Genomic DNA, 12957 nt, shown 5'->3' with positions numbered 1-12957 from the left:
TTAATACCTCTTATGAACTGGTCTTCTTATGAACTGGTCTTCAAAGAAGCCATATCAATCACAAATCGATATTTAATATCCCCTTTCAGCAATCTTTCGTATGCCTCATTGATATCTTGGATATTAATCACCTCCACATCGGCAGTAATACCATTTTCTCCGCAGAAGTCCAACATTTCCTGGGTTTCTTGAATACTTCCGATCGTTGATCCAGCAAAGTTCTTTCTGGCTGGAATCAGACTAAAAGCCGCAATAGGTAGTGGATGTTCCGGTGCGCCGACCAGGGCCAATGTCCCATCGACCTTTAACAGTTTCAGGTAGGCATTCACATCATGCTCCGCAGAAACACAATCCAACACAAAATGTAAGGTATTGGCATTGGCCGACATCTGTTCCGGATCGGTAGAAAGAATGACCTCATCTGCCCCTAAACGTTTTGCATCCTCGATTTTTGATGTTGAAGTTGTAATAACCACGACATGGGCACCCATGGCTTTCGCCAATTTAACCCCCATATGGCCAAGACCCCCGATTCCAACAATACCGACTTTCATCTCTGGACCGATATTCCAATGCTTCAACGGCGACCAGGTCGTCACTCCGGCACATAATAATGGGGCGGTCGCAGCAAGATCCAGATTATCGGGCACGCGTAAAACAAAGTCTTCATCTACCACCAGCTTCTCCGAATATCCCCCGAAGGTCTGTTTGTTCAAATGCTTATCCGGGGAGTTGTAGGTTTGAATATTCCCTTTTTCACAATACTGCTCACTTCCTTTTTGGCATTGTTCACATTCGCGACAGGAATCGACCATACAGCCTACGGCCGCTAGGTCACCCACCTTAAATTTACGGACTGCATCACCAACCCTCGTGATCCGACCTACGATTTCATGTCCCGGTACATTCGGATATACCGTTCCATGCCATTCATTGCGTGCTGTATGCAGATCGGAATGGCATACCCCACAAAAGAGGATGTCGATCTCCACGTCTTTGCTAGTAGGTTCCCGGCGGTCGATTTGCATTTCTTTCAATGCCGCTTCTGGAGCATCGGTTCCAAAAGCCTTAACGGATTGTGTATTCATGGTTGTGTTTTTCTAGATATATGCTACAATATACATAATTGCTGATTTCTTTGGTAGCTTTGTTATAGCAATATTTTGATTATTACCGTTTAAATTTAAAAGGAGATACAGATGGCAAGTACAGGAATGAACAGAAAAAACTTTATTAAGAAATCGGTGTTGGGAATATCAGGTTTCAGTATGTTAAGCAGTTTCGGAGAATCGAAAGATTTCAGGGATGAAAATCATGATGGAACAGCGTTCCAGGAAAACCAAAATATAGCAGCTATGGATACTTTACTATTTAAGAATGTTCGTCTGGAAACAGGTTTTGTATACCAGGGAGAGGAGGTCATTGGAACCGACACCGATTTATTTCAGGTGGAGGTAGTTAATGGGAAGATCAATAAAATAACGGCCCAGCATGGGGGTCTGGGCCTGGGCTTGTTTCTGGAGCAGGGCAGGTCATCGATGCGAAAGGAAAATTGATGCTTCCTGCATTTAAGGATATGCATATTCATTTGGATAAGACCTTTTATGGTGAAAAGTGGCAAGCTGTACGTAGAGGTTCTGGAGGGGTGAAAGGGATGATCGCACTGGAGCAGAAGATCATGCCGGAGATTTTGAAGAATGCAACTGCCAAAGCGGAAAAGCTGATCGAACTGTTGCAATCTAAGGGGTCAACCTTTGCAAGAAGCCATGTGAATGTGGAGCCGACCTCATAATTGGAGGCCTTAAAGAAATTGCAGGTGGCTTTGGATAATAAAAAGGATTCGTTTTCTGCGGAATTGGTTGCTTTTCCTCAGCATGGGCTGTTCTATACGGACTCTGTTCCTTATATGAAGGATGCCGCACAGGCTGGAATTGATTTTATTGGAGGGGTGGATCCGTTTAGTTTGGATGGAAGTATTGAGAAGCCGATCGATTTTACGGTGCAGCTGGCTTTGGATCATGGGAAAGGGATTGATATACATTTGCATGAGGGCGGTGAATCGGGTGTGAAGACGGTGGAGTATTTGCTGGATAAGGTGTTGGAGAATCCTGGGTTAAAAGGAAAGACCTATCTGAGCCATTGTTTTGTGTTGGGAAGGGTGGAGAGACAGAAGCAGGAGGAATTGGCGGTTAGGTTGGCGGAGGCTGAGGTGGGGATTATATCGACCATTCCGTTTGGGGGATTGCAGATGCCTATCCCAACGTTGTTGAAGCATGGGGTTAAGGTGATGACGGGGAATGATAGTATAGTGGATCATTGGAATACGTTTGGAACAGGGTCGGTATTGGAGAAGGCTAATTTAGCGGCGCAGTTGTATGGGTATGTGTCTGAGTTTGATCTTTCTAGGGCGCTTAAATTGGCAAATGTGGAGGTGTTGCCGTTGGATGATAAGGGGAATATGAAATGGCCAAAGGTTGGAGATGTGGCGGATTTTGTGTTGATGGATGCGAGTTGTTCTGCGGAGGTGGTTTCGAGGGTATCGGATGTGAATATGGTGGTGAAGAATGGGAAGGTGGTTAAGGATTTGAAGATTTTTGAGGTGTAGATTTGACGTGTAGAACTGTATCGTCATTGCGAGGAACGAAGCAATCTCCTCGCCATTGCGAGGCCCTACGTCATTGCCAGGCCATCGTCATTGCGAGGAACGAAGCAATCTTTCGACTAGTGTAAAGATTGCTTCGTCGTGCCTCCTCGCAATGACGCGGAGATTGCTTCGTCGTGCCTCCTCGCAATGACGGAGGGCTTCAAATGACGTTAAAGATTCAAATCGCCTTCTTTGCCTAAATCATTCTTCTCTCCAGTTATAGCATTTTTAAGCATTTCAAATAAAGTTACAATTTTACTTGATCCCGTATCCCAATAATGAGCATCTTCCGGGCTCACCTTCAAAACCCTAATATTCGGATCTTCTTTTCCTTTTTGGAACCATCCCTCCATCATTTTGTTCCAATATTTATCAATACGTTCCTGATCCCTGCTCATAGATGCTTTCCCATTAATACTCAAAAACGTATAGTTCTTCGGATCGGCATAGAACAAAGAAACCCGATTATCCTTTTCCAGATTCTGGAAAGTCTCACTCTCTGCGGAACATAAATAAAAGATATTTCCAGATTCATCCACTTCCTGACGGCTCATCGGAACCCCATGTGGATAATTTGAACCCGATGGAAAGGAACAAACCGTACCTACATCAATATCATCCACAATTGTCTTTAATTTCTTGATCGCCTCTTCGTTGTTTTTATTACTAATAGCCATGATTTTCAAATTTTGATTACCTATTCAACACCAACATCAACATAAAAGTTTTAGGAAATAAAATTTAAAATACTAAAAATATTAGTAAATTTACCCTGATCATAGGAGGGAATATGTTTGATTTTGGTGATAAGCTACAGATATTGGCCGATGCTGCGAAATACGATGTAAGTTGCAGCTCGAGCGGAGGGAAAAGGAAAAACATAGGAGGTATAGGAGATTCTTCAAGCAGCGGTATTTGCCATACCTATACCGAAGATGGCCGCTGCGTATCCTTATTAAAGATTCTGATGACCAATTACTGCATCTTCGATTGCGCATTTTGTGTGAGTCGGAAGAGTAATGATATCCAACGGGCAGCATTCTCGGTGAAAGAAGTGGTGGAACTGACGATGAATTTTTATCGCCGGAATTATATCGAGGGATTATTCCTGAGTTCTGGAATCTTCAAATCGGCAGATTATACGATGGAACGCCTGATGATGGTGGTCAAAAAGCTCCGAACGGAGGAGAAGTTCCATGGCTATATCCATTTGAAGGCTATTCCAGGCGCCAGTGAAGCTTTGTTGAAGGAGGCGGGATTGTATGTAGATCGGATGAGTGTTAACCTGGAGATCCCTACGGAAGAAGGGCTGAAATTGGTAGCTCCCGAAAAGGATCATCAATCCGTTCGTGAACCTTTGCAGACCATCAAGACCGAAATCATGTCTTTAAAAGAAGAGAAGAAAACCATTAAGAAAGTGCCGCTTTTTGTACCTGCAGGACAAAGTACACAAATGGTGATCGGAGCAACAGGAGAGAGCGATCTGGATATTATGGGCACCGCCAATGAATTCTATAAGAGCTATAATCTGAAAAGGGTGTATTATTCGGGTTATATCCCCATCAATCCGAAGGATTCCTTGTTGCCACAAGTAGGCACAGCACCGCCATTGCAACGTGAAAACAGGCTTTACCAAACCGATTGGTTATTGCGATTCTACGGATTTTCGCTCCATGAGATCTTGAATACAAAGCATCAGAATCTGGAATTGGATATGGATCCGAAATTAGCCTGGGCCATTCGCAATCCGCAGTTCTTTCCGATAGATATCAATACAGCATCCTATCAATGGATCATTCGGATTCCGGGGGTTGGCAGGCAATCAGCGAATAAGATTGTACAGGCGAGGAAATTTGGGAAATTGCGGGAGGATCAGGTGAAGAAAATGGGGATTGCTTTTAATCGGGCGAAATATTTTATGAGCTGCGCGGATTCGGTGTTTGGCTTGGGATTTCAATATCCAGAGCAAGTAAGAAAAGCCTTGGTCAAGCAACCCTTAATCGGAGAGGCTTCAAATTCATCCCGATTGATTTCTGAGGTTGATTCTTATCAGCTGACCTTATTTTAAATTGAGAATTATTCATGTAAATTAAGAATCAACCATGTACTATATATTCGATGGCACCTATGCCGGTTATATCTGTTGTGTTTTCGAGGCTTTTTCGCGGAAGGAAATCGATGCTCGACCGACTCGGTTGGATCTGATCCAAACCACCCTGTTTTTCGAAAGTCGGCCGATTGAAACCCATCCGGAGAGATTCCAGCGGGTAGTCCAGGCCATGGAAAAGAAAATAGGCCATGCCGGCATGAAACTTTTCTACCAGAATTTTCTGGCGGATGAGGAAAAAGCTTGGCTGAATGGATTCCAATTATTGATCAAGCTTTTCCAATCCGAAACTTTGGATCTGAAGAACTATGGAGATCCGCAGATCCTGCAGTTCCATCAGACCATCAAGAAAGTCAATCGCGAGCGGCATCGGATGAAGGCTTTTGTTCGCTTTATGAAGGATGCCAATGAGTTATATACAGCTATTATAGAACCTGATTTCAATGTGCTTCCTTTGATCATTGATTTTTTTAGGAACCGTTATGCCGATCAGCAGTGGCTGATCTATGATATCCGTAGGCAATACGGCTACCATTATAACCTGAAAGAAGTGCAGGAGGTATTCAGCACGGCCGAAATGCTGACGGATGAAAGCCAGAGTCTGCAGGTGAGTCTGGACTTGAAGGAGGAGGAATACCAGATTCTTTGGAAGAAATATTTTAAGAGTACCAATATCGAGCAGCGCAAAAACCTGAAGCTGCATATCCGACATGTTCCGCAGCGCTATTGGAAATATTTGACAGAAAAGACCTAAACAATTTTTGTCCTTTCATGTTCAATAGGTAACCATAATTTTTAGACTTTATACCATTTATCATGAAAAGCAAAAAAAATCCAAAGACTGAACAATTGGACAAGCATGTTGTGGACAACATGGACCGTATGATGACCAGTAACGATGGAGTGCCCATCCATGACAACAACAATACCCTGAAGGCCGGCAATCGCGGACCTTCCCTGCAACAGGATCATCTCTTTTTTGACAAACTCATGCATTTCGATCGCGAACGGATTCCGGAGCGTGTGGTTCATGCTAGAGGATCTGGCGCACATGGTGTATTTGAAGCCAAGGAGGACCTTTCGGATATTACGGTGGCTGATTTCTTGAAGAAAGGAACAGTAACTCCGGTGTTTGTCCGTTTTTCTACCGTTGCTGGATTTAAAGGATCTACGGACCTTGCGCGAGATGTGCGTGGATTTTCCGTGAAATTCTATACCCAAGAGGGAAATTATGATTTGGTAGGAAATAACATCCCGGTTTTCTTTATCCAAGATGCAATGAACTTTCCGGATGTAGTACATGCGGTTAAGCCAGAACCCGATAAGGAAATCCCACAGGCGGCATCAGCCCATGATACATTCTGGGATTTTATCTCCTTGATGCCGGAATCTGCACATATGTCTTTATGGGTGATGTCGGACCGGGCGATCCCACGGAGCTTGCGGATGATCGAAGGATTCTCGGTGCATACGTTCAAGTTTGTGAATGCAGAAGGGAAAACGACTTTTGTGAAATTCCATTGGAAACCAAGATTGGGTGTACATGGGGTAGCTTGGAATGAGGCACAGAAGATTTCCGGATTTGATGCGGATTTCCATCGTCGTGATCTTTGGGATGCGATTGATCAAGGCAATTTCCCACAATGGGATTTGGGCGTGCAGTTGATCCCGGAGGAAGATGAAATGAAGTTTTCTTTTGATATTTTGGATCCAACGAAGATCATTCCGGAGGAATTGGTGCCGGTGAAGATCATCGGAACGATGACCTTGAATAGGAATCCGGAGAACTTCTTTGCGGAGACGGAGCAAGCGGCTTTCGATCCGGGAAGATTGGTGCCAGGAATTGATTTTTCGGATGATCCGTTGTTGCAGGGAAGGATTTTCTCGTATATGGATACCCAGAATTACAGATTGGGTGGTCCGAATTTCCATGAGCTGCCGATCAATAGGCCGGTGAATGGGAAATATAATAATCAGAAGGATGGATTTGGAAGGATGGATGTGTTGAAGGGGAATACCAGTTATTTTCCGAATAGCCAGGGGAATGGCTGTCCATATCATGCAATGTTGAATGGGGAGATGGGAGGTTCTGAGGGAAATGCTGGTTCTGCTGATGGAAAATCTGGTTCTTCTGATGGAAAGGGGGGGATGCATGCTGCTCAGGCGGGCATGAAGGGTACCCAGGGCTATCAAACCGGAAGGCAGGAAGTGCAGGGTTTGAAGGTTCGCGAACGTTCAAACTCTTTTGCGGATCATTTTACGCAGGCCAGGTTGTTCTTTAATTCCTTGAGTGAAGAGGAGCAGACGCATATGATCAATGCATTTAGTTTTGAGCTATCAAAAGTGAACTCGGAGGATATCAGGAAAAGGGAGTTGGCGATCTTGTATCAGGTAGAGCCTAAATTGGCGAATGCTATTGGGAAGAACTTAGGATTGACGCCTTCGAAGACTTTGGATGAGCTGACCTTGAAATTTGCGCGGAACAATCATCCGGATTATCCGATCAAACCGAATAAGCCAGAAGTAGAGAAATCTGCGTATTTGAGTATGAAGGTGAAGGATGGTGAAGGTACTATTGAGACGCGTCAGGTTGCTTTTTTGCTGGATGATGGGGTGAGTTTTGAGAGTGTGGATAAGGTGAGGAAGGCTTTGGAGAAAGCAGGAGCGAAAGCGGTGTTGATTTCTTCGAAAGTGGGTCAGTTGAAGTATAAGGGCGGAGAGACAGAGAAGATCCAGCATACGTATTTGACGGATGCATCTGTTTGTTTTGATGCTTTTTATACGCCAGGCGGTGATTCAATTGCGAAATTGGCTGAGAATCCGGATTATCTTCAGTTTATTAATGAGGGATATAGGCATTGTAAGGTCTTGGCCTTTGCAAAGGATGCGGAAGGATTGGTGGAAAGGTCTTTTATTAGGAAGGATGAAGGGGTTGTCTTTGAATCGGAAAGCGATTGGCTAGCGAATTTTATTACTCAGATGAAGAAGCACAGGATCTGGGCTAGGGAGATGGCAAGAAAGGTTCCTTCTTAGGAAGAGGGGCGTCATTGCGAGGAGGTACGACGAAGCAATCTTTCGCTAAGTGTAAAGATTGCTTCGTTCCTCGCAATGACGTAGAGTTCATCGAAATGACGGGTATCTCCAATTCTTATTGTACTCACATTGTATGCAGACTGTAAGTGAGTTGTAAGTGCCTTTTAGCACTTACACCTCACTTACATATCACTTACAACTCAATTGCAGTAAGAACCAAAACTTGTACAAACCTTGTAAAAACCTTGTACCAACATTCTCCTCAAAATCATCAAAAACCCCATCCCAAAACTAAATTCCATCCCATCCCCAAATCCTTCAAATCCCCATACAATCCATCCCCTTCACCATGACGTAATTTTCATTAACTTTGCTTCATGTCTACATCATCATTGATTTCCCAAGATACCATCATCGCTTTAGCGACCTCACCAGGTGCTAATGGAGCTATTGCTGTCATCCGATTATCCGGTTCGGAAGCCATTTCCTTAGTCAATCAAGTTTTCAAAGGAAAAGATCTTTCCAAGCAAGCCTCCCATACCGTTCATTTTGGTACCATCCGCGATGGCGAACAAATCATTGATGAAGTATTGATCACATTATTTGTAGGTCCAAATTCCTATACCAAGGAAAATGTGGTAGAGATTTCAACCCACAACTCCAAATACATCATCGAACGAATTATCGGTCTTTTGATCAAAAAAGGTGCTCGTGCGGCTAAGGCTGGGGAGTTTACCTTACGTGCTTTCTTGAACGGTGGAATGGATCTTTCCCAAGCGGAAGCTGTGGCGGATCTGATTGCTTCCAACTCGGCGGCATCCCATCAGATTGCCATGCAACAGATGCGCGGTGGATTTTCCAACCAGTTGCAGAAGTTGCGGGAGGATCTGGTGCATTTTGCTTCCTTGATCGAATTGGAATTGGATTTTGCGGAGGAGGATGTGGAGTTTGCCAATCGGGAGCAGTTGCGGTCTTTGATCCAGGAGATCCATCAGGTGATTTCCAAGTTGATCCGCTCTTTTGAGCAGGGAAATGTGTTGAAGAATGGAGTTCCCGTGGTGATTGCTGGTAAGCCGAATGTAGGGAAATCAACCTTGTTGAATGCTTTATTGAATGAGGAGAGGGCGATTGTTTCGGATATTGCCGGAACGACCAGAGATACCATTGAGGATGAGATCAATATTCATGGGGTTACTTTTCGGTTTATTGATACGGCGGGGATCCGGGATACGGAGGATGTGATCGAGGCTAAAGGTGTGGAGCGGACTCGGGAGAAGATGAAACAGGCGAGGTTGATTATCTATCTTTTTGATCCTACCCAGGATTATATCGCTGCGGTGCAATCGCAGATTGAGGAAGTGAGGTCTTTGAATATTCCATTTGTGACGATTATTAATAAATCGGATCTGTTGTCGGAAGGGGAAAGAATGGAGTATGCGGTTTTGAACCCGATTTATATTTCTGCGAAGCAGGGATTGGGGATTGAGGAACTGAAGGATGAATTATTGAACCAAGTTAATCTTTCGAATATTAATACGGAGGATGTCATGGTGACTAATATTCGTCATGTTGAGGCTTTGCAACATACGCAGGAAGCTTTGGAAAAGGTGTTGTATGGGATTGATAATCCGATTACATCGGATTTTTTGGCGATGGATATTCGGCAGGCTTTGCAGTATTTGGGCGAGATAACTGGGACGGTTACTACGGATGATTTGCTGGAGAATATTTTTAGTAAGTTTTGTATTGGGAAGTAGTTGCGTATTACTGGATAAAACTAGATATTAGTAAATAAATATAAAGCATTGAAAATGAAATATTTTCGATGATTTATTGTTTGTAATGCATTAGTTTTGAAACGATGCACTTTGAATGGTTTTGTACGTGGTTTGTATTTTTTGATTTCGCCACGTACATGACGTACAAATTTTAAAAACTAATATCTTATGAAATCTTACAGAGTTACGCTACGTGAGCAAAAGAACAAGTCCGGCAGAACCAGTCTTTACTTGGACATCTATCCACCGATTTACGATGAGAAGAAGAAAAAAGAAACCCGTCGTAAGTTTTTAGATTTATATCTGTTTGAAAAGCCGACAAACAAAATCGAACGTGAGCATAATAAGTTCACCATGGTTAAGGCTAAGAAAATAGAAAGTGAATGGCAAATGGATCTGCTCGGTCAAACGCTTGATATGCCATTTATCTCCAGTAAAGACTTAGACTTTCTAGCCTATTTTAAAAGCATCGTCAAGAAACGATACACTTCGAAAGGAAATTACGATAACTGGCTATCCACCTATAATTATTTGGAAGATTATACGAAGGGGCAATGCCTGATGTCCGAGGTGGATGAAGCTTTTTGTCAGGGATTTAAGGATTATTTGGATAGCTGTTATACGAAGAAATCATCAGCCTATAAATTGTCGGTCAATTCGAAATACAGCTATTTCAATAAGTTTCGTGCAGCTATTAAACAGGGAATGGAAGATAAGCATATTCATCATAATCCTATTTTAAGGATTAAGGCATTTCCACAGGGAGAAAGCTTCCGTGAATTTTTGACACTGGATGAAGTCAAAAAATTGAAAGCTGTTCGTTGTGATAATCCTGTTTTGGAAAAAGCTGCTTTCTGGTCGATACGTACAGGAATGCGTTGGGGGGATTGCCTAAAGTTAAAATGGATCGACATACAGTATTCGGAAGATCAAGGTTATTTTGTACGTTTTAATCAGAACAAGACAAAATCTTATGAAACTTTGCCTATTACGGAAGAAGCGGTTAAAGAACTCGGAAAGCCTGTTTTTGATTTGCAAGAGTACGTGTTCAAGGGATTGACTTATAGCTCGCATAATAATTTCTTGTTAGCCAAGTGGGCAATTAACGCAGGGATTAACAAACATATTACCTTCCATTGCTTTCGCCATACTAATGCTACGTTATTGATTAGTGCTGGCGAGGACATTTATACCGTATCGAAAATGCTTGGGCATAAAGAGTTAAGGACAACCGAAATTTACGCAAAAGTGTTAAATTCGAAAAAAGTAGAGGCAGCAAATCGTATAAAATTTTAAATGTTATGACCAATTTGATTTATATAAATAAAGATAATTTTCGTGAAAACCATCTGTTGTCAAAAATTAGTTTTTTATTCCATGAAATGACTTTCTATTTCGATGCCTCAAAAGAGTTGAGAATGATGGGGTTCAATATTGCATTAAAAATATTTAATGACCAAAATATCCAAATTTATAAGACTGTGCTGATAATCAAGAAATATTTTGCGTTGGTATTTCGCATATTGATATTATTGACGGCTGTTTTCGTGGGGTTTTGTTTTTTAGGAGAGAATATAAATTTTTTAGGACGAGTCGTTTTTCTAATATCCGTAATGATTGGATTTCTTTTGTTTGCGTTTCTTTTCTCGAAAGATGAACTCGATAGTATCGATAATTCGAAAGATACATTTTATGAGTTCACTGAAGAAACATTCATGTCTGCTAATATGAATACGTCAACGGAAAATAATGTAAAATCAACAGGCAAAATATTAGATCAAAAATGCTTACCTCTAACTGATGAAAAAAATAATATTCTTGGTCTTCCTCAGGATGTCGTCTATAAGCTTATCTTACCACTTAAAGATGGAAGTTTAGGTGACGGATTAAGAATGAAGAGCGACGAGTTTGAAAATTTTTATAGAAAATTTACCACGGATGACGGAGAGCCTTTTATTATAGCTAAATCCATCGAAGATTATAAAACTTATTTTTACTCTTTGTATTATCATTTGAAAGGAATCAGTTATCGTTATGATGTTATCTTCGATAAAAATCGATTTTTTAAGGAAATTTCACGAACAATCAAAAACTTTGAAGGAAAAAAAGCCAGTTTTCTTAAAGTTCATCCTAACCGTCTTTTGTTAAAAAAAAGAATAATAAAGCATTTTGAATCGATTGAAGTATAAACAATCAAACTTTTTTAAAAGCATTTAGAACGTATTTTAATACGCATTGTACTTTTAGTGCGCATTGATTTTAATTAATCATACTCGATAATAGTTTTGCTTCAAACAAAGAAGTATAAGCTATGGAAAATCCATTCATCACTTTAAGTCAGCGTTTAGAGAAAATCGAAGACTTAATAGTAAACTTAGATAACTCGTTTCGAAAGCTTGGTCTTTCTGAATTGAAAACTAAGCGCGAACCGGAATTTTTGGACGCAATAGAAGTCGCTGAACTTGCCAAAGTGAAGCTTACAACGATTTACGCCTATAATACACGCGGGACTATTCCTATTTATTCCTCTGAAACGCCTATAATTTATAAGCGGGATGAAGTTATTGAATGGCTAGGTAATGGAAAACGCTTAACACCACGCCTGGTTGAGCTAATGCAGTTACGAAAGATGGTTAAATAGCGATCGTAAAAGCATAATGATAGCAAAGGTAACTGAAAATAGAAGAAAGTCTTTGGTCGTCACTCCAAACCATGTGATGGATCTTTTATCGTTTGTCGATTCCACTTATCAATTGCACATCTTTCTGTTGATTTTGGAGAATTTAAAAGGTTTTGCTCAAAAAGAGTTCGATAATCACTTGTCGGGACAGAGAAGTTTGTTTGGTGAAGAGGTTATAGTTATGCAAATCGCACTTTCGGAAATTTCCAATGCATCGGAGTACAGAGATGTCAAAAAGGCATTTTTAAACATGTCTAAAATCCATTGTGAAATAAAGTATGATGAATCAAATGAACGTAAGGTCTGGAGTGGAAGTTTATTTAGTGTGAGTATTCCGGTTGTTCCTAATTATTCATCTTTTGTGAAAATCCGCATGGATATTGTTGTGGCGAAACTATTCACAAATTTCAGAATGAACTGTAACCCTCCCGAAAATTCGGACTGTCTGAAACGCGAAAATTCGTAACTTAGAACAGTACAATGAAAAAGACAAGAATCAGCGAGAGCCAGATTGTTTCTGCGATCAAGCAACATGAATCGGGTAAAAGCACTTCGGACATCTGCAGGGAGTTGGGTGTCCACCAAGCAACCTTTTACACTTGGAAGAAGAAGTATTCCGGGATGGACAGCCAAGAGCTGCGCCGTATGAAGGAACTGGAGGAAGAGAACCGCCGTCTCAAGCAGATGTATGCGGACCTCGCCCTGGACCACAAGA

The 12957-nt window shown here is 41.7% G+C and carries 14 protein-coding genes; 12 read left to right on the top strand and 2 right to left on the bottom strand.

What is annotated here, in order from left to right; translation table 11 throughout:
- Nucleotides 1-26: 26 nt before the first annotated feature.
- Nucleotides 27-1088, bottom strand: a complete 1062-nt coding sequence (locus tag CRJ00_RS06815) for an NAD(P)-dependent alcohol dehydrogenase (protein ID WP_099366122.1) — start codon at nucleotides 1086-1088, stop codon at nucleotides 27-29.
- 111 nt (nucleotides 1089-1199) lie between these two features.
- Here CRJ00_RS06815 and CRJ00_RS19150 point away from each other — a divergent pair, with 111 nt between their 5' ends.
- The 3 genes from CRJ00_RS19150 to CRJ00_RS19140 are packed head-to-tail and all read left to right on the top strand — an operon-like array spanning nucleotide 1200 to nucleotide 2605.
- On the top strand, nucleotides 1200-1556 hold the full coding sequence (locus CRJ00_RS19150) for a hypothetical protein (protein WP_257213708.1): 357 nt from the start codon (nucleotides 1200-1202) through the stop codon (nucleotides 1554-1556).
- 20 nt (nucleotides 1557-1576) lie between these two features.
- The gene (locus CRJ00_RS19145) at nucleotides 1577-1792 is read left to right on the top strand and encodes a hypothetical protein (protein ID WP_257213704.1); all 216 of its coding nucleotides are present in this window, start codon (nucleotides 1577-1579) and stop codon (nucleotides 1790-1792) included.
- 30 nt (nucleotides 1793-1822) lie between these two features.
- A complete protein-coding gene (locus tag CRJ00_RS19140; RefSeq protein ID WP_257213703.1) occupies nucleotides 1823-2605 on the top strand; it encodes an amidohydrolase family protein in 783 nt (260 codons plus the stop codon).
- Between the two features lie 209 nt (nucleotides 2606-2814).
- Here CRJ00_RS19140 and CRJ00_RS06805 read toward each other — a convergent pair whose 3' ends face one another.
- Nucleotides 2815-3321 (bottom strand): pyridoxamine 5'-phosphate oxidase family protein, encoded by a 507-nt coding sequence (locus CRJ00_RS06805; protein WP_099366121.1) that lies wholly within the window; start codon nucleotides 3319-3321, stop codon nucleotides 2815-2817.
- A gap of 113 nt (nucleotides 3322-3434) precedes the next feature.
- Between CRJ00_RS06805 and CRJ00_RS06800 the strand changes: the two genes are divergently transcribed.
- From CRJ00_RS06800 to CRJ00_RS06760, 9 genes are all read left to right on the top strand, one after another.
- Entirely contained in the window at nucleotides 3435-4712 is a 1278-nt protein-coding gene (locus tag CRJ00_RS06800; protein ID WP_099366120.1) for a putative DNA modification/repair radical SAM protein, read from the top strand.
- A 34-nt stretch (nucleotides 4713-4746) separates the two neighbouring features.
- Entirely contained in the window at nucleotides 4747-5505 is a 759-nt protein-coding gene (locus CRJ00_RS06795) for a TIGR03915 family putative DNA repair protein (RefSeq protein ID WP_099366119.1), read from the top strand.
- A 62-nt stretch (nucleotides 5506-5567) separates the two neighbouring features.
- Nucleotides 5568-7784 (top strand): catalase, encoded by a 2217-nt coding sequence (locus tag CRJ00_RS19290; RefSeq protein ID WP_099366118.1) that lies wholly within the window; start codon nucleotides 5568-5570, stop codon nucleotides 7782-7784.
- Nucleotides 7785-8161: 377 nt separating this feature from the next.
- Nucleotides 8162-9541, top strand: coding sequence for a tRNA uridine-5-carboxymethylaminomethyl(34) synthesis GTPase MnmE (gene mnmE, locus CRJ00_RS06785; protein ID WP_099366117.1), 1380 nt, complete (start codon nucleotides 8162-8164; stop codon nucleotides 9539-9541).
- 189 nt (nucleotides 9542-9730) lie between these two features.
- Nucleotides 9731-10858: a tyrosine-type recombinase/integrase gene (locus CRJ00_RS06780; protein WP_099366116.1), complete on the top strand. Its 1128-nt coding sequence runs from the start codon at nucleotides 9731-9733 to the stop codon at nucleotides 10856-10858.
- Between the two features lie 5 nt (nucleotides 10859-10863).
- Nucleotides 10864-11751, top strand: a complete 888-nt coding sequence (locus CRJ00_RS06775) for a hypothetical protein (protein WP_099366115.1) — start codon at nucleotides 10864-10866, stop codon at nucleotides 11749-11751.
- A gap of 122 nt (nucleotides 11752-11873) precedes the next feature.
- Nucleotides 11874-12203: a helix-turn-helix domain-containing protein gene (locus tag CRJ00_RS06770; RefSeq protein ID WP_099366114.1), complete on the top strand. Its 330-nt coding sequence runs from the start codon at nucleotides 11874-11876 to the stop codon at nucleotides 12201-12203.
- A gap of 16 nt (nucleotides 12204-12219) precedes the next feature.
- On the top strand, nucleotides 12220-12708 hold the full coding sequence (locus CRJ00_RS06765; protein WP_144038115.1) for a replication initiation protein: 489 nt from the start codon (nucleotides 12220-12222) through the stop codon (nucleotides 12706-12708).
- A gap of 14 nt (nucleotides 12709-12722) precedes the next feature.
- On the top strand, nucleotides 12723-12957 hold a 235-nt coding region (locus CRJ00_RS06760), incomplete at its 3' end, for a transposase (RefSeq protein WP_144038043.1).

The sequence above is a fragment of the Sphingobacterium sp. 1.A.4 genome, from assembly GCF_002734245.1.
Taxonomy (GTDB): domain Bacteria; phylum Bacteroidota; class Bacteroidia; order Sphingobacteriales; family Sphingobacteriaceae; genus Sphingobacterium; species Sphingobacterium tenebrionis.
This window is presented reverse-complemented; position numbering and strand designations above follow the sequence as displayed.

Bases quoted from the DNA above. Each gene is read 5' to 3' on its own strand.
- CRJ00_RS06765 (WP_144038115.1), top strand. From the start codon at position 12,220: ATGATAGCAAAGGTAACTGAAAATAGAAGAAAGTCTTTGGTCGTCACT.
- CRJ00_RS06815 (WP_099366122.1), bottom strand. From the start codon at position 1,088: ATGAATACACAATCCGTTAAGGCTTTTGGAACCGATGCTCCAGAAGCG.
- CRJ00_RS19290 (WP_099366118.1), top strand. From the start codon at position 5,568: ATGAAAAGCAAAAAAAATCCAAAGACTGAACAATTGGACAAGCATGTT.
- CRJ00_RS06800 (WP_099366120.1), top strand. From the start codon at position 3,435: ATGTTTGATTTTGGTGATAAGCTACAGATATTGGCCGATGCTGCGAAA.
- CRJ00_RS06795 (WP_099366119.1), top strand. From the start codon at position 4,747: ATGTACTATATATTCGATGGCACCTATGCCGGTTATATCTGTTGTGTT.
- CRJ00_RS06780 (WP_099366116.1), top strand. From the start codon at position 9,731: ATGAAATCTTACAGAGTTACGCTACGTGAGCAAAAGAACAAGTCCGGC.
- CRJ00_RS06775 (WP_099366115.1), top strand. From the start codon at position 10,864: ATGACCAATTTGATTTATATAAATAAAGATAATTTTCGTGAAAACCAT.
- CRJ00_RS19145 (WP_257213704.1), top strand. From the start codon at position 1,577: ATGCATATTCATTTGGATAAGACCTTTTATGGTGAAAAGTGGCAAGCT.
- CRJ00_RS06770 (WP_099366114.1), top strand. From the start codon at position 11,874: ATGGAAAATCCATTCATCACTTTAAGTCAGCGTTTAGAGAAAATCGAA.
- CRJ00_RS19150 (WP_257213708.1), top strand. From the start codon at position 1,200: ATGGCAAGTACAGGAATGAACAGAAAAAACTTTATTAAGAAATCGGTG.
- CRJ00_RS06805 (WP_099366121.1), bottom strand. From the start codon at position 3,321: ATGGCTATTAGTAATAAAAACAACGAAGAGGCGATCAAGAAATTAAAG.
- mnmE (WP_099366117.1), top strand. From the start codon at position 8,162: ATGTCTACATCATCATTGATTTCCCAAGATACCATCATCGCTTTAGCG.